The following is a 21199-nucleotide window of genomic DNA, read 5'->3' as shown; positions in this document are numbered from 1 at the left end:
TGGGCTCGTGACAGCAGTGGCTTTGGGCGTGGGCCCGAGAAGGGCCAGGGGACGAGGCCGGGGTGGCCGGAGGATTTCGAGAGGGCCGCCAGGTGCGCCCCCTCGGCTCGGGAACCACCCTGGACTTCAGGGGCCTTGGGTGGTCCGGTCGTTCTTGCGGGAGGTGGCTCCCGCCGCGGTGAGGAGTTCGGCGGTTTCAGGGTGGGGGCCTTCGTTGGCCCAGTCCAGCGGGGAGCTGCCCGTTCCGTGGTCTTCGCGCACGTTCGGATCGGCACCGTGCGCCAGCAGTTCGCGCACTGTTTCGGTGTGTCCCCAGCACGCGGCTGCGCACAGCGCAGTGCCCTCCGAGCCCATTCCGCCGCTGCTCTCGGTGTCGGGGGAGGCGCCGGCCTTGAGAAGAAGACGGGCGATGTCGGCTTCCCCGGTGACGGATGCCAGATACAGAAAGGTGGTGCCGTCGCTGTATGGCTCGTTGGGGTCGGCCCCAGCCCGCAACACTGCCTTCACGACGGCGGTGTCACCCATCAGAATTGCGTTGAAAAGGCGCCGGGAACGCTTCTTGTGCTTCCGCTGGTTCATGGCGCCGAGGTTAGCGGCCGGGCGTCACGGGGACACCCCGGGGCCTGTCGCCTCGCCTTGGGGCGGCGGCCACCTGAGTCGCGGAGCGAACCGCAAGTTCGGTGACGCCGCGGATGCCGAATGGCCGCAGTGCACTGGTGCATGACGAAGCCCGAATGAGGCAGCCCTCCGGACGTAGGCCCCCGGCACCCTCACCGCTCCAGCGGGCCGTGAGCGGTCTCGGGCAGTCGAAAGTAGACGGCGGAGGAGACCAGGCACAGCACGGCCACGTAGACGGGGAAGAGGCCGGTGTGTCCCGTGTCCTTGAACAGCGTGCCGACATAGGGCGCCGTGCCGCCGAAGAGCGCAACGGTGAGCGAGTAGGGGAAACCGATTCCCGCGGCGCGCACCCGTGCCGGGAACGTCTCCGCGTTCACGGCCGCCGAGACGGCCGTGAAGCCGCTCAACAGGATCATGCCCGCGCACTGCACGAGCAGCAGGGTGACGAAGGAGTCGTCGAGCGTGCGCAACAGCGGCACGACGAGCACGGCGAAGCCGATCCCGAACATCAGCAACAGCGGCTTGCGCCCGATCCGGTCGGACACCATGCCCGCGAGGGGCTGGAGCACGGCGAAGAACGTCAGTGAGAGGGTGCCCGCCAGCAACGCGTCTGATTTCTCCACCCCGGCGTTGAGTTCGGCGTACGTCGGCAGGTACGACGTCCACGTGTAGTACGCGAGTGTGCCGCCCGCAGTGATGCCGCAGATCAGCAGCGACTCGCGCGGATGGCGGCGCAACGCCTCGAAGAGGCCTGGCCGCGAGGCCTTCGCCTGCTCTTCGATGGGGGTCTCCGCTGCTCGAACGGAGTCGAGAGCCTGGGGAAGCGTCTCGCGTGCGCCGCGCCGGACCCAGAAGCCCACCAGGCTCAGGAGCGCGCCCAGCACGAACGGGACCCGCCAGCCCCAGCTGCCCATGGTGGCGGGCGCGAGGTTCGCGACGAGCAGCGCCGCGACGCCGGAAGCGACGAGCTGGCCGATGGTCGTCGACACATACTGGAAGCTGGAGAAGAGCCCACGCCGCCCGGGCCCGGCCGACTCCACGAGGAACGTGGTCGAGGCGGCGAACTCCCCGCCCACCGACAGCCCTTGCAGCAGCCTGGCCAGGACGAGGACGACCGGTGCGAGGATCCCGGCGGCGGCATACGTCGGCGTCAGTGCCACCAGCAGGCTACTGCCGCCCATCAGCAGAATGGTCACCGTCAGCGCCGCGCGGCGACCGCGCCGGTCGGCGACCGCGCCCATCACCAGCCCGCCGACGGGCCGCATGAAGAAGCCCACCGCGAAAACCGCGAACGTCGAGAGCAGCGGCACCAGCGAATTCGCCGCGCTGACGGGGAAGATCTGCGCGGCGATATATGTGGCAAGGAAGGTGTATGTGTACCAGTCATACCATTCAACCGCATTGCCGACCGAGGCGGCGAGCAGCTGCCGCAGCCGCGACTGCCGGCTGACACCGTCGGGCGCCCGGTCCTCGGCTATGTACTCGGCACTCGACATGGTCCTCCGCTCCGGGTTCTTCTCGTGGGCCTGCCGCTGGGGCAGGATGGGCTGCCTGGTGATCATGTACCGCGGAAGCGGATGGCCGCCAGGGGCCGTGGCGGTCGAAAGGAGAGTGCAATGTGCGTGTAGCACTGTTCGTCACCTGTATCAACGATCTGCTCCAGCCGCGGACGGGGCAGGCGGTGGTGGCACTGCTGGAACGGCTGGGGGTGGAGGTCGCATTCCCGGAGGGGCAGAGCTGCTGCGGGCAGCCGCAGTTCAACACCGGCTACCGGCAGGCGACCGAGCCGCTGGTGCGCCGCTTCGACCGGGTGTTCCGCGACTTCGAGCATGTGGTCACCCCGTCCGGTTCGTGTGCCGCGATGGTGCGGGACAACTACCCGCGGATCGGTGCGAAGGCGGCCGCCGAGGGGCGCGGCCGGCAGCTCGCGGACGCGGCGGCGGCCGCGGTGGCCAAGACGTACGAGCTGACGGAGTTCCTGGTGGACGTGCTGAAGGTGGAGGACGTCGGCGCCTACTACCCGCACACCGTCACCTATCACCCGACCTGTCACGGGCTGCGGATGCTGGGGCTGGGTGACCGGCCGCGGCGGCTGCTGGAGCGGGTCGGGGGGCTGGAGCTGCGGGAGTTGCCGGGCGCCGAGGAGTGCTGCGGCTTCGGCGGCACCTTCGCGGTGAAGAACGAGGCGGTCTCGGCGGCGATGGGCGCCGACAAGGTCCGCCATGTGCGCGCGACCGGCGCCGAGGCCCTCTGTACGGTCGACAACTCCTGTCTGCTGCATCTGGGCGGGACCCTCAGCCGGCAGGGGGCGGCGGTCCGCCCGGTGCACATCGCCGAGATTCTGGCCAGTACGGAAGGGAGTGTGTGGTGAGCGGTACCTACCTGGGCATGCCGGCCTTCCCCCGGGCCGCGGCGGCCGCCACCCGGGACAGCCGGCTGCGCGCCAACCTCACCCACGCCACTCACACCATCCGTGACAAGCGGGCGGCGGCCGTGGCCGAGCTGGACGACTGGGCGCAGCTGCGGGCGGCGGGCGCCGCGGTGAAGGACCGTACGCTGCGCCACCTGGACCACTATCTGGAGCAGTTGGAGACCGCGGTCACGGCCGCCGGCGGGCAGGTCCACTGGGCGGCGGACGCCGACGAGGCCAACGCGCTGGTGACCCGGCTCGTGCGGGAGACCGGTGAGCGTGAGGTCGTCAAGGTCAAGTCGATGGCGACGCAGGAGATCGGGCTGAACGAGGCGCTGGCCGAGGCCGGTATCCGTGCCTACGAGACGGATCTGGCCGAGCTGATCGTGCAGCTCGGCGGGGATCTGCCGTCGCACATCCTGGTGCCGGCGATCCATCGCAACCGCTCGGAGATCCGTGACATCTTCCGCCGGGAGATGGCCGGCTGGGGCCGTCCGGCGCCCGAGGGGCTCTCCGACTCCCCCGCCGAGCTGGCCGAGGCGGCGCGGCTGCACCTGCGGGAGAAGTTCCTGTCGGCGAAGGTCGGGATCTCCGGCGCCAACTTCATGGTGGCCGAGACCGGCACGCTGGTCGTGGTGGAGTCCGAGGGCAACGGCCGGATGTGTCTGACCCTGCCCGAGACCCTGATCTCCGTCGTGGGCATCGAGAAGGTGGTGCCGAGCTGGCAGGACCTGGAGGTCTTCCTCCAGCTGCTGCCGCGCTCCTCCACCGCGGAGCGGATGAACCCGTACACCTCCACATGGACGGGTACGACGGACGGCGACGGTCCGCGGACCTTCCATCTCGTGCTGCTCGACAACGGGCGGACCGACACCCTCGCCGACACCGTCGGGCGGCAGGCGCTGCGCTGTATCCGCTGCTCGGCCTGTCTGAACGTCTGCCCGGTGTACGAACGGGCCGGCGGCCATGCCTACGGCTCGCCCTACCCGGGCCCGATCGGCGCCATCCTCACTCCCCAACTGCGCGGCATCGCGGGCTCGTTGGAGGCATCGCTGCCGTACGCCTCCTCGTTGTGCGGGGCGTGCTACGAGGTGTGTCCGGTCGCGATCGACATTCCCGAGGTGCTGGTGCATCTGCGGGAGCGGGTGGTGCAGGGCGGGCCGGTCACCCGGGGCGGGGCGCGGGTCGTGCTCAAGCCGGCCAGGGGGCATGCCGCGGAGCGGGCCGCGATGCGCGCGGCGACCTGGGCCTTCGACCACCCGGGGGCGCTGCGCGCCGGGGAGCGGCTGGCGGCCCGCACCCGGCGGCTGCATCCGCGGCGGCTGCCGGGGCCGGGGCGCGCCTGGTCGCGGACCCGCGATCTGCCCCCGGTGCCCGCCGAGTCCTTCCGTGACTGGTGGCGGCGCACCCGCCGGGAACCGTCCGAGCAGCGAGGAGAGGGCGCATGAGCAGCCGGGAGGTGGTGCTGGCGCGGGTGCGCCGGGCGCTGGCGGATGTGCCGCGCGAGGAGTGGCCGGACGGGGCGCCGGTGGCGCGTGACTACCGGCGGGTGCACGGGTCGCGTACGGCGCAGGAGACCGTCGAGCTGCTCGCGGAGCATCTCGCGGACTACCGGGCGGTGGTGCACCGCAGTACCGCCGGGGCGCTGCCGGAGCTGATCGGGCGGCTGCTGGCGGCGCGCGGTGCGCGCACGCTGCTGGTGCCGCCGGGCCTGGACGCCTCGTGGGTGGCCGCGCCGGACGTCACCCGTGTCGAGGACCGGGCGTCGGCCACGGCGGGTGAACTCGATGCCGTGGACAGTGTACTGACGGGCTGCGCGGTGGCGATCGCGGAGACCGGCACCCTGGTGCTGGACGGCGGGCCCGATCAGGGCAGGCGCCGGATCACGCTGGTGCCCGACCATCACCTGTGTGTGGTGCGCGTCCCCGATCAGGTGGTCGGCTCGGTGCCGCAGGCGCTGCCGCGGCTGGCCCCGGACCGCCCGCTGACCTGGATCTCCGGACCGTCCGCCACCAGCGACATCGAACTCGACCGGGTGGAGGGCGTCCACGGCCCGCGGACGCTGGAGGTCATTTTGCTGACGGAGGCGTAGCCGCCCGGGCGGTGTGCAGGGCCCAGCCGATCAGGGGGAGCTGGGCCGGCAGCCGGCCGTAGGCCAGGGCCTTGAGCGGGGCGGGGCGGTGGCGCCAGTCGTGGGCCATCTTGACGTTGGCCGGGAAGACGGCGGCGAACAGGCCGGCCGCGGCGAGCGCCCCGGCCCGGCGGGTGCGGGGCAGGGCCACGGCGGCGGCGACCGCGAGTTCGGCGGCGCCGCTGGCGTACGTCCAGGCGCGCGGGCCGCCGGGCAGCCGGCGGGGCACGAGCGCGTCGAAGGGCTTCGGCGCGAGGAAGTGGAGGGTTCCCATCCCCGCGAGCAGACGGGCCAGCGCGCGGGCGGAACGGTCGTCGGCGGTCACGGGAGCTCCCGGATCGAAGGGCGGCGGGCCGGGAAGGGGGTGCGGCGGCCACCCCGACCAATGAACTGGCCGCCGCGCCCCCGACCTTACCCGCGGGTCACTTACGGGGCCATCATCTGCTCACCGGCCGGAGTGAGGTCTGCGTCACGCCGTACCAGCGCGGCATAGCGTCCGTCGGCGGCGAGCAGCTCGTCGTGGGTGCCGCGCTCGGCGATCCGGCCGGTGTCCAGCACCACGATCTGGTCGGCGTCGCGGATCGTGGAGAGACGGTGGGCGATGGTGAGGGTGGTGCGACCGGCGGACAGTTCGTCGACGGCCTGCTGTACGGCGTGTTCGGTGCGGGTGTCCAGGGCGCTGGTGGCTTCGTCCAGGACGAGGACGGGCGGGTCGCGCAGGATGGTCCGGGCGAGGGCGAGGCGCTGCTTCTCGCCGCCGGAGAAGCGGTAGCCGCGCTCGCCGACGAGGGTGTCGTAGCCGTCGGGAAGGGAGGCGATGTGGTCGTGGATCTGGGCGGCCTTGGCGGCGCGTTCGATCTCCCCGTCGGTGGCGTCCGGCTTGGCGAAGCGGAGGTTGTCGGCGACCGAGGCGTGGAAGAGGTAGGTCTCCTGGGAGACCACTCCGACCGTGCGGGCGAGGGTGTCGAAGTCGAGGTCGCGGACGTCGGTGCCGTCGAGGGTGACCCGGCCGCCGGTCACGTCGTAGAGGCGCGGCACGAGGTAGCTCAGGGTGCTCTTGCCGCTGCCGGTCGGTCCGACGACGGCGAGGCTGCCGCCGGCGGGGACGGTCAGGTCGATGCCGTCGAGGGTGGGGGCGGCGTCGGGGTCATAGCGGAACGTGACGTTCTCGAAGCGGATCTCGCCGCGCGGGGCGGCGATCCGGACCGGCTCGGCGGGCTCGGTGATGGCGACCGGCAGATCGAGGTACTCGAAGATGCGCTGGAAGAGCGCGAGCGAGGTCTGCATCTGCACGCCGGTGGACAGCAGGGAGACGGTGGGCCGCAGCAGGCCCTGCTGGAGCGAGACGAAGGCGACCAGGGTGCCCAGGGAGAAGGCGGGGCCGCCGAGCTGGAGGACGAGTCCGGCCGCCCAGTAGATCAGCGCGGGCATGGCGGCCATGACGATGCCGATGGTGGCCATCCGCCAGCGGCCGGCCATGTTGGCGCGGACCTCCAGCTCGACCAGGCGCTCGGACTCGTCGGCGAAGCCCTTGGTGAGGGAGTCGGCGCGGCCCATGGTGCGGCCGAGGAGGATGCCGCTGACCGAGAGGGACTCGGTGACCATCGCGGACATCGCGGCCATCTGCTTCTGGCGCCGGGTGGTGATCTTCTTGCGTTCGTTGCCGACCCGGCGGCTGATCCAGACGAAGAGCGGAAGCAGCAGCAGGGAGACGACGGTCAGCCGCCAGTCGAGGGCGACCATGGCGCAGACGGTGGCGAGGACCGAGGTCAGGTTGGAGACCAGGGACGTGGCGGTGGAGGTGACCGTAGCCTGCATGCCGCCGATGTCGTTGGCGATCCGGGACTGGACCTCGCCGGTGCGGGTGCGGGTGAAGAAGGCCAGCGGCATGCGCTGGAGCTTGGCGTAGACGGCGGTGCGCAGGTCGTGCATGACGCGCTGGCCGACGGTGGTCGACACCAGGGTCTGCAGCACGCCGAAGACGCTGGTGGTGACGGCCGTGGCGATCATGCCGAGGGCGAGCAGGCTCAGCAGTCCGGTGCGCCGGCCGGGGATGGCCACGTCCAGGATCTCGCGGAGGAGGAACGGGGAGGCCACCGACACCAGCGAGGAGGCGCCGACGAGCAGGCCGACGAGGATCAGCCGGCCGCGGTAGGGGCGGAAGAGAGCGAGGATCCGCCGCAACGGCACCGGCGTGTCCGGGTCCTTGGGCGGTGGGGTCCACTGGGGATCGTCGCTGCGCATGGGCTCCTTCGAAAGGGTGCGGGAGGGTCCGGCCGGGGGCGGCCGGAGGCAAGCGTCGTGGAGCTTAGCTCATTGTTACCTATACTCACAATGAACCTGGTCCTGATATCCGCTATCCTCGCGGCATGCCCTCCCCCGAGCCGACGGTCAGCACCTCGAACCTCGCCGAACAGCTGGTACGGCTGACCCGCCGGATGCACCGCGCCCAGAAGCACCATCTGGAGCACCTGGACATCGCCTTCACCCCCGCGCAGTCCCGGCTGCTGCGGATCGTCGACCACTACCGCGGTACCCCGCCGCGGATGGCCGACCTCGCCGAGCGGCTGGAGGTCGTCCCGCGTGCGGTGACGACGCTGGTGGACGCGCTGGAGGCGAACGGCGCGGTGCGCCGGGTGCCCGATCCGGCCAACCGGCGGGTGGTGCGCATCGAGCTGACCGACACCGGCCGGTCCACCCTGCGCGCGTTGCGCAGCGCCCGGCGGGCCGCGGCGGAGGAGATCCTGGCCCCCCTGACCACCGATCAGCGCGAGGTGCTCGGCGGACTGCTGTCCACCCTGGTCGACGGGCCGGGTGCACCGCATTGAGCTGACGTGCCGTCAACCGGAGGAGTGCCGCCATGCCCCTGCTGGAGCCGGACCCCCAGAGCCTGCGGCCCACCGCCCCCGCCGATCCCGCGCCCGACCGGGTGGCCGCCGGGCGCGCGGCGGGCACCCCCGAGCGGCTGCGGGACGACCTGATCGCGCTGCTCGGCGCGGACAAGGTGCTCCACTCCCTCTCCGACCTGGTCCGCCACGCCTCCGACGCCAGCCCGTACCGCTTCGTGCCGCACGTCGTGGTCGTGGCCGAGGACCTCGACGACGTCTCCGCGGTCCTCTCCTACGCCCGGGACCACGGCCGCCATGTCGTCTTCCGGGCCGCCGGGACCTCGCTCAACGGCCAGGCCCAGGGCGAGGACATCCTCGTCGAGGTGCGCCGCCACTGGTCCGGGGTCGAGGTGCTCGACGGCGGCGCCCGGGCGCGGATCCGGCCGGGCACCACCGTGCTGCGCGCCAACGTGGCCCTGGCCCGCCACGGCCGGCTGCTCGGGCCCGATCCGGCCAGCGCCCTCGCCTGCACCCTGGGCGGAGTGGTCGCCAACAACGCCTCCGGGATGACGGCCGGCACCACCCGTAACTCCTACCGGACGCTGGCCTCGATGACCCTGGTCCTGCCGTCGGGCACGGTCGTGGACACCGCACGGCCGGACGCCGACGCGCGGCTGGCCGAGGCCGAACCGGCGCTGTGCGCGGGCCTGCTGGCGCTCAAGGCGGAGATCGAGGCGGATGCCGCGCTGGTGGCCAGGATCCGCGCCAAGTACGCGATCAAGAACACCAACGGCTACCGCCTGGACGCCTTCCTCGACGGCGCGACACCGGTACGGATCCTGCGCGGGCTGATGGTCGGCTCCCAGGGCACCCTCGGCTTCATCGCCGAAACCGTCTTCGACACCGTGCCGCTGGAGAGGCACACCACCGGCGCGTTGCTGTTCTTCCCGACGCTGCGCGCGGCGGCCGCGGCGGTGGAGCGGTTCAACGAGGCGGGCGCACGGGCCGTGGAGCTGATGGACGGCAACACCCTGCGCGCCTCCGTGCGGGTGGCCGGGGTGCCCGCCGACTGGGCGGCGCTGCCCAAGGAGACCACCGCGCTGCTGGTGGAGTTCCGGGCGCCCGACGCGGCCTCCCTCGACGGGTACGAGCGGGCCGCCGGGCGGGTGCTGGCCGCGCTGGAGCCGGTCGCCCCGGTCGCGTCCGTCCGCAACTCCTTCACCCGGGACCCGGCGGTCCTCGGCGGCTACTGGAAGGCCCGCAAGGCGTTCGTCACGGCGGTCGGCGGCTCCCGGCCCCCGGGGACGACACTGATCACCGAGGACTTCGCGGTGCCGCCGGCCCGGCTCGCGGACGCCTGTACGGCCCTGCTGGAGCTCCAGTCACGGCACGGCTTCGACACCGCGGTCGCCGGGCACGCCGCCCACGGCAATCTGCACTTCCTGCTCGCCTTCGACGCGGCGAAGCCGGACGACGTGGCGCGCTACGCCGCGTTCATGGCGGACTTCTGCCGGCTGGTCGTGGAGCGCTTCGACGGGTCGCTGAAGGCCGAGCACGCCACCGGCCGCAACATCGCACCGTTCCTCGCCCTCGAATGGGGGCCGCGGGTCACGGAGTTGATGTGGCGGATCAAGGAGCTGGTCGACCCGCACGGCGTGCTGGCTCCCCGCGTCCTGCTCGACCGCGACCCCCGGGCGCATCTGCGCGGGCTGAAGACCCTCCCCGGCATCGAGGCGGCCGCCGACCCGTGCATCGAATGCGGCTTCTGCGAACCGACCTGCCCCAGCGCGGACCTGACCACCACACCGCGCCAGCGGATCGTTTTGCGCCGCGAGATGCTGCGGCAGCCGGCCGGCTCCCCGGTCACCGCCGCGTTGTTGGACGCGTACGGCTATGCCGCGGTGGACACCTGCGCCGGCGACTCGACCTGCGCCCTGGACTGCCCGGTGGGCATCGACACCGGCGCGCTGATGAAGGACTTCCGCCACCGGCGCCACACCGCCCGCGAGGAGTCGGCCGCGGCCCTGGCCGCCCGGCACTTCCGGACCGTCGAGCGGGCGGCGCGGCTGGCGGTGGCCGCGGCGGACCGGCTCGACGACCGGCTGCTGACCGCGCTCACCCGCGCCGCCCGCCGGGCCGTACGCCCCGATCTGGTGCCCGAGTGGTTGCCGCGGATGCCCGGTCCGGCGGCTCGCGCACTGCCCGCGACCCGGCGGGCGGGAGCGGCCGCGGTCTACTACCCGGCGTGCGTGAACCGGATCTTCGGCGGGCCCGCCGGGTACCGGGGGCCCTCCCTGCCGGAGTCGATGGTGGCGGTGTCGCGGCGGGCCGGCCGGCCGGTGTGGATCCCGCCGGATGTCGCCGGGACCTGCTGCGCGACGATCTGGCAGTCCAAGGGATACCGGCGCGGGACCGCGGTGATGGCCAACCGCGTGGTCGAGGCGGCCTGGGGGTGGACGGCGGGCGGCAGACTGCCGCTGGTGGTGGACGCCTCCTCGTGCACCCTGGGGCTGTCCCGGGAAGTCCTGCCGTATCTGACGCCGGCCAACCGGGCCCTGCACGACGGGCTGACCGTCGTTGACTCCGTCGTCTGGGCCGCCGGAGAGCTGCTGCCGCGTCTGGAGCCGGTGCGCCCGGCCGGCTCCGCGGTGCTCCATCCCACCTGCGCCACGGCGCACCTGGGCAACGGGGAGCAGCTGCGGGAGGTGGCCCGGGCGTGTGCGCGGGAGGTGGTGGTGCCCGACGACGCGGGCTGCTGCGCCTTCGCCGGGGACCGCGGAATGCTGCACCGGGAGCTGACGGAGTCGGCCACCGCCAAGGAGGCCGCCGAGGTGGCGGAGCGGCACTTCGACGCGTATCTGTCGGCGAACCGGATGTGCGAGATCGGGATGGACCACGCCACCGGGGGCCGCGGCTACCACTCGGTCGTGATGGCGCTGGAGCGCGCCACCCGGACCGGCGGGCCGGACGGGCCGGGGCGGCCGGGCCCGTCCGGCGGGTGAGGAACGAGGGGAGGAGCGGCGCGCTCAGCGCACGGGAAGCAGCGCCACCGCGCGCTTCGCCGGGACGGTCAGACGGACCTTCCCGTCACCCCCGACGGTGAACGTGTGGCCGTCGCACGACGACGGGTCGGCGGCGACCACATCGCAGTACGTCCCGCCGGGCAGCGAGGTCGCGAAGGTCTGGTTCAGCTCCCCGTCGCCGTTGTTGAGCGCGACGAAGCCCTTGCCGCCGCGCCCGAAGGCGAGCGCGCTGCTCCCGTTGTCCCACCAGTCGGTCAGCTGGGCTGCGCCCACCGCGTTGCGGAACCCGACCATCCCGGTGATCTCCCGCCTGGCGTGCTCGCGGGTCCAGCCGGCGCTGCCGCTCGGCGGTCCGGCGTCCTTGTCGGTCCACTCGTAGCCGGAGTAGACGTTCGGTGCGCCGTAGGGCGAGGCGAGCATGAAGACGTTGGCCAGGGTGTAGACCGCGCCGTCCTTGTAGGTCAGCGTCGAGCCGTTGCGCTCGGTGTCCCAGTTGTCGACGAAGGTACGGGCCTTGTCGCCGCCGAGCTTGCCGTCCGCCACCGACTTGAGCTGAGCGAGGCCGCCGCCCTGGAAGGCGCTCTTGAGCTGGCTACCGTAGCGGAATTCGTCGACGTCGCCGGTGCCGGTGTACTCGTCGGGCTGTACGGCCTCGCCGGCGCCGTGGATGACCTCCTGCACCCAGTAACCGGGGTCGCGCATCTTGCCCTTGATGGCGGCGAGGTCGGTGGCGGAGATGTGCTTGGCGGCGTCCACCCGGAAGCCGTCCACGCCCATCGACCGCAGGCCGTCGAGGTACTTGGCGAGGGTGGTGCGGACGTACTCACTGCCGGTGTCGAGGTCGGACAGGCCCACCAGTTCGCAGGTCTGGACGTCGGTGCGGTTGCCGTAGTCGGAGATGCTCCGGCGGCAGCCGTGGAAGTCCTGGTCCTGATAGAAGCCGGGGTAGCGGTACTTGCTGTACCGGGTGCCGCCGGTGCCGGTGCCGGATCCCGCGGCCATGTGGTTGATGACGGCGTCGGCGATGACCTTGACGCCCGCGCCGTGGCAGGTGCGGACCATCGAGGCGAAGGCGTTCCGGTCGCCCAGCCGGCCGGCGATCTTGTAGCTGACGGGCTGGTACGAGGTCCACCACTGGTCGCCCTTGATGTGCTCGGTGGCGGGCGAGACCTCGACATAGCCGTAGCCGGCCGGACCGAGCTGATCCGTACAGGCCTTGGCGACATCCGTGTACTTCCACTCGAACAGCGTGGCGGTGACGGTCTTTTCGCCGGGCGGGGCGGCCTGGGAGGACCACGGCGCGAAGGTGGCGAGGCCGGCCGCGGCCAGCACGCCGGCCAGCGCCCCGCCGAGCACACGGGAACGTTGCTGCATCTTGCGGCTCCTTGGTCATGGGGCACGGCAGGCACACCGCGCCCACGAGTGCAGCCACGCGCCGGCCGCCATGGGGGATGGTGTACCGGAGCCTGCCGTTCGCCTTGTGGACACGTCAAGGCCTTCCGCAAGGCATTTCAGTTGCTTGCGAAAGAAGCTGACGGCATCTCGTCCGGACTTGCGGAAGAAGATCGGCCGATGCGGCAGAGAATCCGCCCGTGCCCCGACCGGTCTCCCCTTGGCCCTCTTGTGCCCCGGCCCAGCGGCCGACAAGGTCCTGACCGAGGTTCACGCATGCCCCGGTACCCCACCGTTCCCTGGAGGATCGATGCACGAGGCACCCGCGCAGCACCACGACGCGCACAACGACCGCGGCGACGCCAACGAGGCGGGTCCGAGCCGCCGTTCGGTCCTGTGGACCGCCGGTGCGGCGGGCGCCGGGCTGGGGCTCGGCGGCCTGTCGTCCACCCAGGCCGCGGCGGCCGCACCCGCGGCGGCGGGCTCCGCCGCCTCCCCCACGGCCACCGGCAAGACCATGATCGGGGTGCCGTTCGAGCGGCGCGGCACCGTGCGCGTCGGCATCATCGGTCTCGGCAACCGCGGCGGCAGCATGATCGACCTCTTTCTCGCGGTGCCGGGCGTCCGCGTCGTCGCCCTGTGCGACCCGGTCACGGAGAAGACCGCCAAGGCCGCCGCGAAGGTCACCGCCGCGGGTCAGCCCGCCCCTGCCGTCTACACCCACGGCGAGCACGACTACGAGAACCTCTGCGCCCGCGGCGACATCGACTTCGTCTACGCCGCCACGCCCTGGGACCGGCACTTCGAGATGGCGAAGGCGGCGCTGCTGCACGGCAAGCACGTGGGCGTCGAATGCCCCCTCGCGCTGCGCCTGGACCAGCTGTGGGAGCTGGTCGACCTCTCCGAGCGCACCCGCAGACACTGCATGCAGCTGGAGAACTGCTGCTACGGCAGAAACGAGATGCGGGTGCTGCGGATGGCGCACGCGGGCCTGTTCGGCGAGCTGCTGCACGGCGCCGGCGCCTACGTCCACGATCTGCGCGGCCTGATGTTCGACCCGAAGTACTACGAGGGGCCGTGGCGCAGGCTGTGGCACACCCGGCTGCGCGGCGACCTCTACCCCAATCACGGGTTCGGCCCGGTCGCCAACTACATGGACCTCAACCGCGGGGACCGCGCCGTCCGCATCTCCAGCATCGGCACCCCCGCCCTGGGCCTCGCCGCCTACCGCAAGGAGCACATGCCCGCCGGCGACCCGAGCTGGAAGGAGTCCTACATCGGGAGCGACCGGACGATCAGCCTCGTCCAGACCGCCAGGGGACGGGCGATCCGGCTGGAGCACGATGTCTCCACCCCGCACCCCTACAGCCGCATCAACAGCCTCGGCGGCACCAAGGGGCTCTTCGAGGACTACCCCGAGCGGATCTATCTCGAACCGGACCACAGCAACGACGAGTGGGGCGACTTCGGCACGTACGCGCAGTGGGACCACTGGCTCTGGAAGGAGCACGCCAACCCGCCCGGCGGCCACGGCGGCATGGACTACCTGCTGGTCTTCCGGCTGATGCAGTGCATGCGGCTGGGCCTCGTACCGGACTTCGACGTCTATGACGCGGCGACCTGGACCGCGCCGGTGCCGCTGAGCGACCTCTCGATCAAGGCGAACGGCGCGCCGCAGGAGATCCCCGACTTCACCCGCGGACTGTGGAAGAAGGCCCGCCCGGGGATGGATTCGCAGAAGCCGCAGGAGTAGGCACACGGGCGCGGGCCCGGCGGGCGGCGCGTCCGCCGGGCCCGCGCGTCCGCCGGTGCGCGCCCCGGCCCGGCGTACCGCCGAGGTGCCGCGAAACGCCCCGCGGCACCGAAGGCCCGGCGTCAGGCCGCCAGATGCGCCTTGTCACCCATGACCACCACCGGCTGCCGGGCCGGATCCAGGGCGCGCAGCAGGGCCTGCATCGCGGCCTTCGGCACGCTGACGCAGGCGGAGGTGCCGCTGCCGTGGTCCATGTGCAGCCAGACCCCGCCGCCCTTGGACTGCCCCTCGGGACGGGTCGGGTCCAGCGGAGAGGTCCCCTTGACGCGGTTGTAGTTGATCGCGACGACGTAGTCGAAGTCGTGGCGGGTGTTCTTGGACCAGTACGACGGCGGGGTGAACGCCGAGGAGTGCGTATAGGGCAGCTTGGCGCCCGGGTCGGCGAGCACACCGCCGGCGTCGGTGAGCGTGAAGACCCCGACCGGGCTGCGCTTGTCCCCCTCGTGATGGTGCACCGTCCAGCCGCGGCGGCCGTTGTGCGCGGCCCAACGCCCCTTCTGGTCCCAGCCCTTGGCGCCCTTGTCGTAGAGCACGACGGTGGCGTCGGCGGAGTCCGCCCCGTCCCCGTAGACCGCGACGACCTGCCGGGAGGCGGCGGGGATCCGTGAGCGCAGCGCGGAGCCGACCTCGGGGATGTGCGCGAGGTGGGTGGTGGCCGACGCCCCGCGGGCCGGGCCGCCGGGGCGCTCCCCCTTTCCCGCGCCGTCGTCCCTGCCGTCGCCCTTGCCGCTGCCGCCGCAGCCGGCCAGAAGGACCAGCCCCGCCGCGGCCACCGCCGTCATCCGCATCGCACTGCCCGCTGTTCGCATGGCCCTAATGGTCGCACCGCCGCAACGGCGCGCTTCCGGCACCCGCCCGCTCCGTGCGGACCGCCACACGATTGTCCGAAAGAGGCGGGCACTGCGGAAAAACCGTTTGAAATCAGACCTCCCGCCGGGCCAACCTTCCAGAACCTCCGCCCGCGACACGACCGGCGCGAGGACCACTTCACCCTGCCCGGACGGCCCGCCGCCCCCCACCTCACTCCGACTTCGCCTGGGACATCATGCACATTCGCGACCTTCCGCATACCGACCCTGGCGTCCCGGACGTCCGCACGGGCGGCGCCTTCCTCCGCTGGCTCTGCGCCCGGCAGATCGGCGGACAGCTGGCGGCCCTCGCCTGGGGACTGCTGAACCTCGGCGGCATCGCGGCCTCCCCGCTGGCGGTGGGCCTCGCCGTGCAGGCCGTGGTGGACCGCGACGCCGGCCGCCTCCTCCTGGCCGGCGGGCTGGTGCTGGCCCTGGGACTGCTGATCGCGTTCGGCGGGGTGATGCTCCACCGGGCCGCGGTCACCAACTGGATCACGTCCGTCGCCCGGATGCAGCAGCTGCTCGCCCGCAAGACCACGGAACTGGGCGCGGCCATGACGCGTCGAGTGGCGGCCGGCGAGATCGCCGCCGTCAGCACCGGCGACCTGGAGAAGATCGGCTGGTTCGTCGAGGCGCTCTCCCGGTTCGGCGCCTCGGCGGTGACCACGGCCGGCCTGTGTGTCGCACTCGCCTGGTACCAGCCCGCGCTGGGTGCCCTGGTCGCACTGGGCGTCCCCGTCATGGCGCTGGCCGTCCTGCCGTTGCTGCCGCCCGCCATCCGGCGCGCCGACGCACAGCGCGACAAGGCCGGTCAGGCCACCGAACTGGCCTCCGACACCGTCGCCGGGCTGCGCGTGCTGCGCGGCATCGGCGGTGAGGAGCTCTTCCTCGGCCGCTACCGCACCGCCTCCCAGGAGGTCCGCAGGGCCGCCGTCCGCAGCGCCCGGATGTGGTCGCTGATCTCGGCCGTCCAGGTACTGCTGCCGGGCCTGCTGCTGCTCGCGGTGGTCTGGTACGGCGCCCGGCTCGCCCTCGACGGCACGATCGGCGTCGGCGATCTCGTCACCCTCTACAGCGCGGTCGCCTTCCTGCTCGTCCCGCTCCGGCACTTCGAGGAGATCGCCCAGGCCTATGCCTTCGCCCGGCCCTCCGCGACCCGCACGGCCCGCGTGCTGGCCCAGCACCGTCCGGCCGGCGAACCCACCGAGGACCTGGCGGCGGCACCGGCCGGCGAGCTGCACGACCCGGTCAGCGGTCTGACCGCACCGGCCGGCCGGCTCACCGCCGTGGTCTGCGGCGACCCCGACGCCGCGGGCCGGCTCGCCGAACACCTGGGCGGGCACCCGTCGTCGGCCGACGACGACGCACGGGGCGGCCCGCCCTCCGTCGTCCTCGGCGGCACCCCGCTGAACGCACTGCCGCGCGACGCCGCCCGCCGGGCCGTACTCGTCCACGACAAGGACCCGATGCTGCTCTCCGGCACCCTCGGCGAGCTGCTCGACGTACCGGCCTCCGGGCGGGTGGGCGCGACGCAGGCACTGGCCGCGGCGCAGTGCGGCGATGTGCTGACCGCGCTGGCCCAGGCCTCCGCCGACGATTCGGGCGACCCGATGCGCGCCCACATCACCGAGCGCGGCCGGTCGTTGTCCGGCGGCCAGCGGCAGCGGCTGGCGCTGGCCCGCTCGCTGGTCACCGACCCGGAGGTGCTGGTGCTGGACGAGCCGACCAGTGCCGTCGACGCCCACACCGAGGCCCGGATCGCCGACGGCATGCGGGAGCTCAGAAGCGGACGCACGACGGTCGTGCTCACCTCCAGCCCGCTTCTGCTGGACCGGGCCGACGAGGTGGTGTTCCTCCAGGAAGGCGCCGTCGTCGCCCGGGCCACCCACCGCGAACTGCTGCACCTGTACCCCGCCTACCGCGCGGTCGTCACCCGCGCACCGGACCCCGAGCCGGCGATGTCGGCCGGCCGTCCCCGGCAAGAAGGGAAAACCGCATGATCGGCCTGGCGCCCCCGGCCCACGATCCGGACGCCCCGCAGACCGCCACCACCCTGCCGGTCGGCTCACCGGCGACGGTGCGCGCCTACGTCGGCGGCCTGATCCGCCGTCACCGGACGGCCTTCACGGTGCTGGTCGCCGTGAACGCCGCAGCGGTGATCGCCTCCATGGCCGGGCCGTACCTGCTGGGCGGCGTCGTGGAGAAACTCTCCGCGGGCGACCGCGACATCCCGCTGGAGCACACCCTCGTCCTGTTCGCCCTCGCGCTGGCCGCCCAGACGGTGTTCGTCCGGATGGTCCGGCTGCGCGGGGCGATGCTCGGCGAGCAGATGCTCGCGGACCTGCGTGAGGACTTCCTCGTACGGTCCGTGTCCCTGCCGCCGGGCGTCCTGGAACGGGCCGGCACCGGCGACCTGCTGTCCCGGATCACCACCGACGTCGACCGGCTCTCCAGCGCGATGCGCGAGGCGGTGCCGCAACTGGCCATCGGGGTGGTGTGGGCGGCGCTGCTGATCGGCGGGATCACCGTGACCGCGCCGCCGCTCGCGCTGGCCGTGCTGCTCGCACTGCCGCTGCTGATCGTCGGCTGCCGCTGGTACTTCAGGCGGGCCCCGAGCGCCTATCGCTCGGAGGCGGCCGGCTACGCCGCAGTGTCCGCCGTGCTCACCGAGTCCGTCGACGCGGGCCGCACCATCGAGGCCCACCGGCTCGGCGCCCGCCGCATCGCACTCTCCGAGCACCGGGTCCGGGAATGGACCCAATGGGAGCGCTACACCCTCTCCCTCCGGTCGGTGCTCTTCCCCGTCGTCGACCTGACACATGTGCTGCTGCTGGGCGCGGTGTTGCTGCTCGGCGGGGCTTTCGTCATCGCAGGCTGGATCACCCCGGGGCAGCTGACGACCGGCGCGCTGCTGTCACAGATGATGATCGAGCCGGTCGGCCTGATCCTGCGGTGGTACGACGAGCTGCAGGTGGCCCAGGTGTCCCTCGCGCGACTCGTCGGCGTCCGGGAGATCGAACCGGAAGCCGGGGATCCGGAGCGGTACCCGGACGGTCGCGACGTGCACGCCGACCGGGTCAGCTTCGGCTACCGCGCCGACGTGGACGTGCTGCGCGAGGTCTCGTTGCAGATCCGCCCGGGCAGCAGGCTGGCCCTGGTGGGGCCCTCCGGCGCCGGAAAGTCGACGCTCGGCCGGCTGCTGGCCGGCATCTACGGCCCCCGCGCCGGGACCGTCACCCTCGGCGGGGCCGAGCTGTGCGCACTCCCGGCCGAGCAGATCCGCGAGCAGGTGGCGCTGGTCAACCAGGAACACCATGTCTTCGTGGGTTCCCTGCGCGACAACCTCCGCCTGGCCCGCGCCACGGCGGCCGACACCGAACTGTGGGCCGCACTCGGCGCGGTGGACGCCGACGGCTGGGCACGGGCCCTGGGCGAGGGCCTGGACACCGAGGTCGGCTCGGGCGGCCACCCGCTGACCCCGGCCCAGGCACAGCAGATCGCACTGGCCCGGCTGGTCCTCGCCGACCCGCACACCCTCGTCCTGGACGAGGCGACCTCCCTGCTCGACCCCCGGGCGGCCCGCCATCTGGAACGTTCGCTGGGCAAGGTGCTGGACGGCCGCACGGTGGTGGCGATCGCCCACCGGCTGCACACCGCGCACGACGCCGACGTGATCGCCGTCGTCGAGGAGGGCCGCATCAGCGAACTGGGCAGCCACGACGAACTGGTGGCAGCCGAGGGCGCGTACGCGGCGCTGTGGCGGTCTTGGCACGGGTGAGGGGGAGAGGGGGAAGAGGGGGGAGAGGGGGAAGTGGGGGTCCGGGTTGTGTGGCTAGCGGCGCGGGTCCTCAGCCTGGTGGCTGGGGGCGGGGGCTGGGGGGCCGGTTTCCCGCTCTGGTGAGTTGGGGTGGGGCCCGGGGGCTCCGGTTCCCGCCCCAGAGGCTTGGGGGCGGGGGCCTTGGATTCCGGCGCTCGGGGTGGGCGTTGGGGGTGTCAGTAGTGGGTGATGGCTGACGGCCGGCAACTCACGGCTGACGGCTAACGGCTGACGAACTCCAGGGTGCGTGGATCGTCTAACTCCCCGCCCGGCCCCGGGATTCGTCAGAGGTAACCGAGGGCGCCCAGGCCGCCGAGGCCTCCCAACAGCATGAACACCGGCATCAGCACCTTCAGCTCCACCCAGCTGCCGGCCTTGAAGCGCATGGCCTGGGGCGGGCCGACCGGGAACCAGCGCTTGCGGCCTATCGGGATGGGCCACAGGACGGGACAGCCCGAGACCGTCAGGGCGTCACCGATGTCATGGACCAGGGCCCCCAGCACGACCGGCAGCCCCAACCAGAGGTACTGCTGCCCCGGCTCGGTGAACAGCCAACTCGCGCCGTTGCCCGGCTGATCGAGTATGCCGCCCAGGATCCAGGCCGCGGCGGCGCCCAACAGCCACACCAGCACGTCACTGGAGACCCGCGCCGCCCGCCACAGCAATCCTTCGATGGCCAGCACCATATGAACGAAGAGGACGCCGAGCACCGCCCAGTGGCCACCCTTCATCGCCAGCAGCGACACCCCGCCACCGACCAGCACGGCCCACAACCAGGTATGGGTAAGCGTGCGGTGCCCGCCGTTGCGGTTGGAGTCTCCGCGCATCTTGGTCGCCTTGTAGACCGCGTGCGAGAGGGCGTCGACCACTTGGCACAGGATCCGCGAGAGCGGACCGAAGGCCCGCGAGATGGTCGCGGACTTGTGGTCGAGGTCCGGGGCCAGCGCCGCTCCGGCACAGATCAGGGCTCCGCAGACGAGCACCGGCCAAGGCATCGGATATCCGGCGGCAGCGGCCCCGGCACCCACCCCCAGCCAGGCCGCAGCCCCGGACAGCGAGTGCGCCGGTCCCATCATGATTGCTCCCACCCTTTGTTCTCTTGCGCGTGTACTCCCGCACGCACCATGTGCCTCGCACGCCGCTGAGCTGCGCCTCTGACACCCGTTCGGCGACTCAGCGTAGCGTCAGATGATCTCGCCCCCGGGTCCGGGTATCCCCACACGCCACCGGATGACGGGGCGCCAGGGAGCGGGTGCACAGGGCGAGGTCTGACCGAAGGCGGCCGGGGCGAACGTGACCTTGATGGCCGGCGACCACGGTCAGATGACTCGGCAAGACGAGCAGTTGCGGTACGGGCTTCTGACGGCGGGAAGGCCGACCGCCGCACTACGGAGCCCTCCGCACCGACTTCCCCCATGCCTCGCCCGATCCCCCACGCACACCGACGCATCCCGCCCCCTGCCACGACAGGCGCGAACCGACGGCCCCCGAGACCACAGAGACACGCACGCCGGACAGCACTCCCCCTCAAGTAAGGGCCGAGAGCCCCCTTCACGCCATCCCACGACAGATCGGGCATACCGCTAGCTGCCCGGCACCGCCTTCCCACAGCCCGACTTGCTGCGACGAAGCCAGGGGCCCCCTCCCCCCTCCCGCCCCTCACCCCCACCACCCGCTCCCCGCAGCCCATCCACCGTCGGCTGTCAGATGTCAGCCATCACCAGTGACCTGCCGCCTCCCGCCTCCCGCCTCCCGCCTCCCGCCTCCCGCCTCCCGCCTCCCGCGAGAATCGACCGCGCCGGAGGGCGACCTCCCCCGACTTCGACCACGGCCGCCGACATCGCTCAGGGCAAACCCCAGTCACGGTCGGCGCCCCTCAGACCTGCCCTTCACCGGGCCGGCGCGCTCAGGGCCAGACGTTGCTCAGCTCAGCGTCGCCCAGACCGCACGTTGATCAAGTCGGCTTCGCTCAGGCCTGACATCGCTCAGACCGAGCACGGACCAGAACGGGCACGGGCCAGGCCGACCATCGACCACGCCCCACAACGATCAAGGCGCATGCCCCCTCCACCCCCGCGCCTCGCATACCCTGCGTGATCTCCACCACGTGCAGACCGCCGACACAGCGACCGGTAAACCTCAAGCACAACGATGCGTACACGCGGCACCACGGAAAGCGAGGGAGCCCTCTCTCATCGCCCCCGACCCAAGCGGCAAAGGTGGACATGTGTGCTGCTCAGCATCGCCGCAACCGTGCACCGGGGCGGTGGTGGTGCCCGGGACGTGGGGTGGCGCGGTCGGTCGGGCGGCCGGCCG

15 protein-coding genes are annotated in these 21199 nt (G+C 72.4%); 8 read left to right on the top strand and 7 right to left on the bottom strand.

Annotated features, from left to right (window positions below; all coding sequences use genetic code 11):
- Positions 1–126: 126 nt before the first annotated feature.
- Both ACQP17_RS30515 and ACQP17_RS30510 read right to left on the bottom strand, forming a co-directional pair.
- Complete coding sequence (locus ACQP17_RS30515) at positions 127–579, bottom strand: ankyrin repeat domain-containing protein (RefSeq protein WP_433859168.1); 453 nt, start codon at positions 577–579, stop codon at positions 127–129.
- A 191-nt stretch (positions 580–770) separates the two neighbouring features.
- Complete coding sequence (locus ACQP17_RS30510) at positions 771–2114, bottom strand: MFS transporter (protein WP_433860047.1); 1344 nt, start codon at positions 2112–2114, stop codon at positions 771–773.
- 122 nt (positions 2115–2236) lie between these two features.
- On the opposite strand from ACQP17_RS30510, the gene ACQP17_RS30505 reads away from it, so the two are divergent.
- Genes ACQP17_RS30505 through ACQP17_RS30495 form a run of 3 tightly spaced genes read left to right on the top strand, consistent with a single transcriptional unit; the run spans position 2237 to position 5120 of the window.
- Positions 2237–2989, top strand: coding sequence for a (Fe-S)-binding protein (locus ACQP17_RS30505; protein WP_433859167.1), 753 nt, complete (start codon positions 2237–2239; stop codon positions 2987–2989).
- Positions 2986–4476: a lactate utilization protein B gene (locus ACQP17_RS30500; RefSeq protein ID WP_433859166.1), complete on the top strand. Its 1491-nt coding sequence runs from the start codon at positions 2986–2988 to the stop codon at positions 4474–4476. The genes ACQP17_RS30505 and ACQP17_RS30500 overlap by 4 nt, the downstream gene beginning before the upstream one ends.
- Positions 4473–5120: a LutC/YkgG family protein gene (locus tag ACQP17_RS30495; protein ID WP_433859165.1), complete on the top strand. Its 648-nt coding sequence runs from the start codon at positions 4473–4475 to the stop codon at positions 5118–5120. The genes ACQP17_RS30500 and ACQP17_RS30495 overlap by 4 nt, the downstream gene beginning before the upstream one ends.
- Here ACQP17_RS30495 and ACQP17_RS30490 read toward each other — a convergent pair.
- Together ACQP17_RS30490 and ACQP17_RS30485 are read right to left on the bottom strand one after the other, a co-directional pair.
- Positions 5098–5484: a DoxX family protein gene (locus tag ACQP17_RS30490; protein WP_433859164.1), complete on the bottom strand. Its 387-nt coding sequence runs from the start codon at positions 5482–5484 to the stop codon at positions 5098–5100. The two genes, ACQP17_RS30495 and ACQP17_RS30490, sit on opposite strands and share 23 nt — an antisense overlap.
- Before the next feature lie 101 nt (positions 5485–5585).
- A complete protein-coding gene (locus ACQP17_RS30485) occupies positions 5586–7403 on the bottom strand; it encodes an ABC transporter ATP-binding protein (protein WP_433859163.1) in 1818 nt (605 codons plus the stop codon).
- A 125-nt stretch (positions 7404–7528) separates the two neighbouring features.
- Here ACQP17_RS30485 and ACQP17_RS30480 point away from each other — a divergent pair, with 125 nt between their 5' ends.
- Complete coding sequence (locus ACQP17_RS30480; RefSeq protein ID WP_433859162.1) at positions 7529–7987, top strand: MarR family winged helix-turn-helix transcriptional regulator; 459 nt, start codon at positions 7529–7531, stop codon at positions 7985–7987.
- Positions 7988–8019: 32 nt separating this feature from the next.
- Entirely contained in the window at positions 8020–10989 is a 2970-nt protein-coding gene (locus ACQP17_RS30475) for an FAD-binding and (Fe-S)-binding domain-containing protein (protein ID WP_433859161.1), read from the top strand.
- Positions 10990–11013: 24 nt separating this feature from the next.
- On the opposite strand, the gene ACQP17_RS30470 is transcribed toward ACQP17_RS30475, so the two are convergent.
- Positions 11014–12384, bottom strand: coding sequence for an alpha-amylase (locus ACQP17_RS30470; RefSeq protein ID WP_433859160.1), 1371 nt, complete (start codon positions 12382–12384; stop codon positions 11014–11016).
- A 328-nt stretch (positions 12385–12712) separates the two neighbouring features.
- Between ACQP17_RS30470 and ACQP17_RS30465 the strand changes: the two genes are divergently transcribed.
- Positions 12713–14155 (top strand): Gfo/Idh/MocA family protein, encoded by a 1443-nt coding sequence (locus tag ACQP17_RS30465; RefSeq protein WP_433859159.1) that lies wholly within the window; start codon positions 12713–12715, stop codon positions 14153–14155.
- Between the two features lie 122 nt (positions 14156–14277).
- Here ACQP17_RS30465 and ACQP17_RS30460 read toward each other — a convergent pair whose 3' ends face one another.
- Positions 14278–15024, bottom strand: a complete 747-nt coding sequence (locus tag ACQP17_RS30460; protein WP_433859158.1) for a L,D-transpeptidase family protein — start codon at positions 15022–15024, stop codon at positions 14278–14280.
- A 236-nt stretch (positions 15025–15260) separates the two neighbouring features.
- Between ACQP17_RS30460 and ACQP17_RS30455 the strand changes: the two genes are divergently transcribed.
- Together ACQP17_RS30455 and ACQP17_RS30450 are read left to right on the top strand one after the other, a co-directional pair.
- Positions 15261–17066 carry an ABC transporter transmembrane domain-containing protein gene (locus tag ACQP17_RS30455; protein WP_433859157.1) on the top strand — a complete coding sequence of 602 codons (1806 nt, stop codon included), beginning with the start codon at positions 15261–15263 and terminating at the stop codon, positions 17064–17066.
- Complete coding sequence (locus ACQP17_RS30450; protein ID WP_433859156.1) at positions 17063–18844, top strand: ABC transporter ATP-binding protein; 1782 nt, start codon at positions 17063–17065, stop codon at positions 18842–18844. The genes ACQP17_RS30455 and ACQP17_RS30450 overlap by 4 nt, the downstream gene beginning before the upstream one ends.
- 323 nt (positions 18845–19167) lie before the next feature.
- On the opposite strand, the gene ACQP17_RS30445 is transcribed toward ACQP17_RS30450, so the two are convergent.
- Positions 19168–19959 carry a metal-dependent hydrolase gene (locus ACQP17_RS30445; RefSeq protein ID WP_433859155.1) on the bottom strand — a complete coding sequence of 264 codons (792 nt, stop codon included), beginning with the start codon at positions 19957–19959 and terminating at the stop codon, positions 19168–19170.
- Positions 19960–21199 lie beyond the last annotated feature (1240 nt).

The sequence above is a fragment of the Streptomyces kronopolitis genome (assembly GCF_050953795.1).
GTDB lineage: Bacteria > Actinomycetota > Actinomycetes > Streptomycetales > Streptomycetaceae > Streptomyces > Streptomyces kronopolitis_A.
The sequence above is the reverse complement of the archived record's forward strand: the minus strand, read 5'-3'. Positions and strand labels throughout refer to the sequence as shown.

What these genes read in the sequence shown, in the direction of transcription:
- ACQP17_RS30465 (WP_433859159.1), top strand. Translation starts at nt 12,713, where the DNA reads ATGCACGAGGCACCCGCGCAGCACCACGACGCGCACAACGACCGCGGC.
- ACQP17_RS30475 (WP_433859161.1), top strand. Translation starts at nt 8,020, where the DNA reads ATGCCCCTGCTGGAGCCGGACCCCCAGAGCCTGCGGCCCACCGCCCCC.
- ACQP17_RS30455 (WP_433859157.1), top strand. Translation starts at nt 15,261, where the DNA reads ATGCACATTCGCGACCTTCCGCATACCGACCCTGGCGTCCCGGACGTC.
- ACQP17_RS30445 (WP_433859155.1), bottom strand. Translation starts at nt 19,959, where the DNA reads ATGATGGGACCGGCGCACTCGCTGTCCGGGGCTGCGGCCTGGCTGGGG.
- ACQP17_RS30470 (WP_433859160.1), bottom strand. Translation starts at nt 12,384, where the DNA reads ATGCAGCAACGTTCCCGTGTGCTCGGCGGGGCGCTGGCCGGCGTGCTG.
- ACQP17_RS30485 (WP_433859163.1), bottom strand. Translation starts at nt 7,403, where the DNA reads ATGCGCAGCGACGATCCCCAGTGGACCCCACCGCCCAAGGACCCGGAC.
- ACQP17_RS30450 (WP_433859156.1), top strand. Translation starts at nt 17,063, where the DNA reads ATGATCGGCCTGGCGCCCCCGGCCCACGATCCGGACGCCCCGCAGACC.
- ACQP17_RS30480 (WP_433859162.1), top strand. Translation starts at nt 7,529, where the DNA reads ATGCCCTCCCCCGAGCCGACGGTCAGCACCTCGAACCTCGCCGAACAG.
- ACQP17_RS30495 (WP_433859165.1), top strand. Translation starts at nt 4,473, where the DNA reads ATGAGCAGCCGGGAGGTGGTGCTGGCGCGGGTGCGCCGGGCGCTGGCG.
- ACQP17_RS30510 (WP_433860047.1), bottom strand. Translation starts at nt 2,114, where the DNA reads ATGTCGAGTGCCGAGTACATAGCCGAGGACCGGGCGCCCGACGGTGTC.
- ACQP17_RS30460 (WP_433859158.1), bottom strand. Translation starts at nt 15,024, where the DNA reads ATGCGAACAGCGGGCAGTGCGATGCGGATGACGGCGGTGGCCGCGGCG.
- ACQP17_RS30515 (WP_433859168.1), bottom strand. Translation starts at nt 579, where the DNA reads ATGAACCAGCGGAAGCACAAGAAGCGTTCCCGGCGCCTTTTCAACGCA.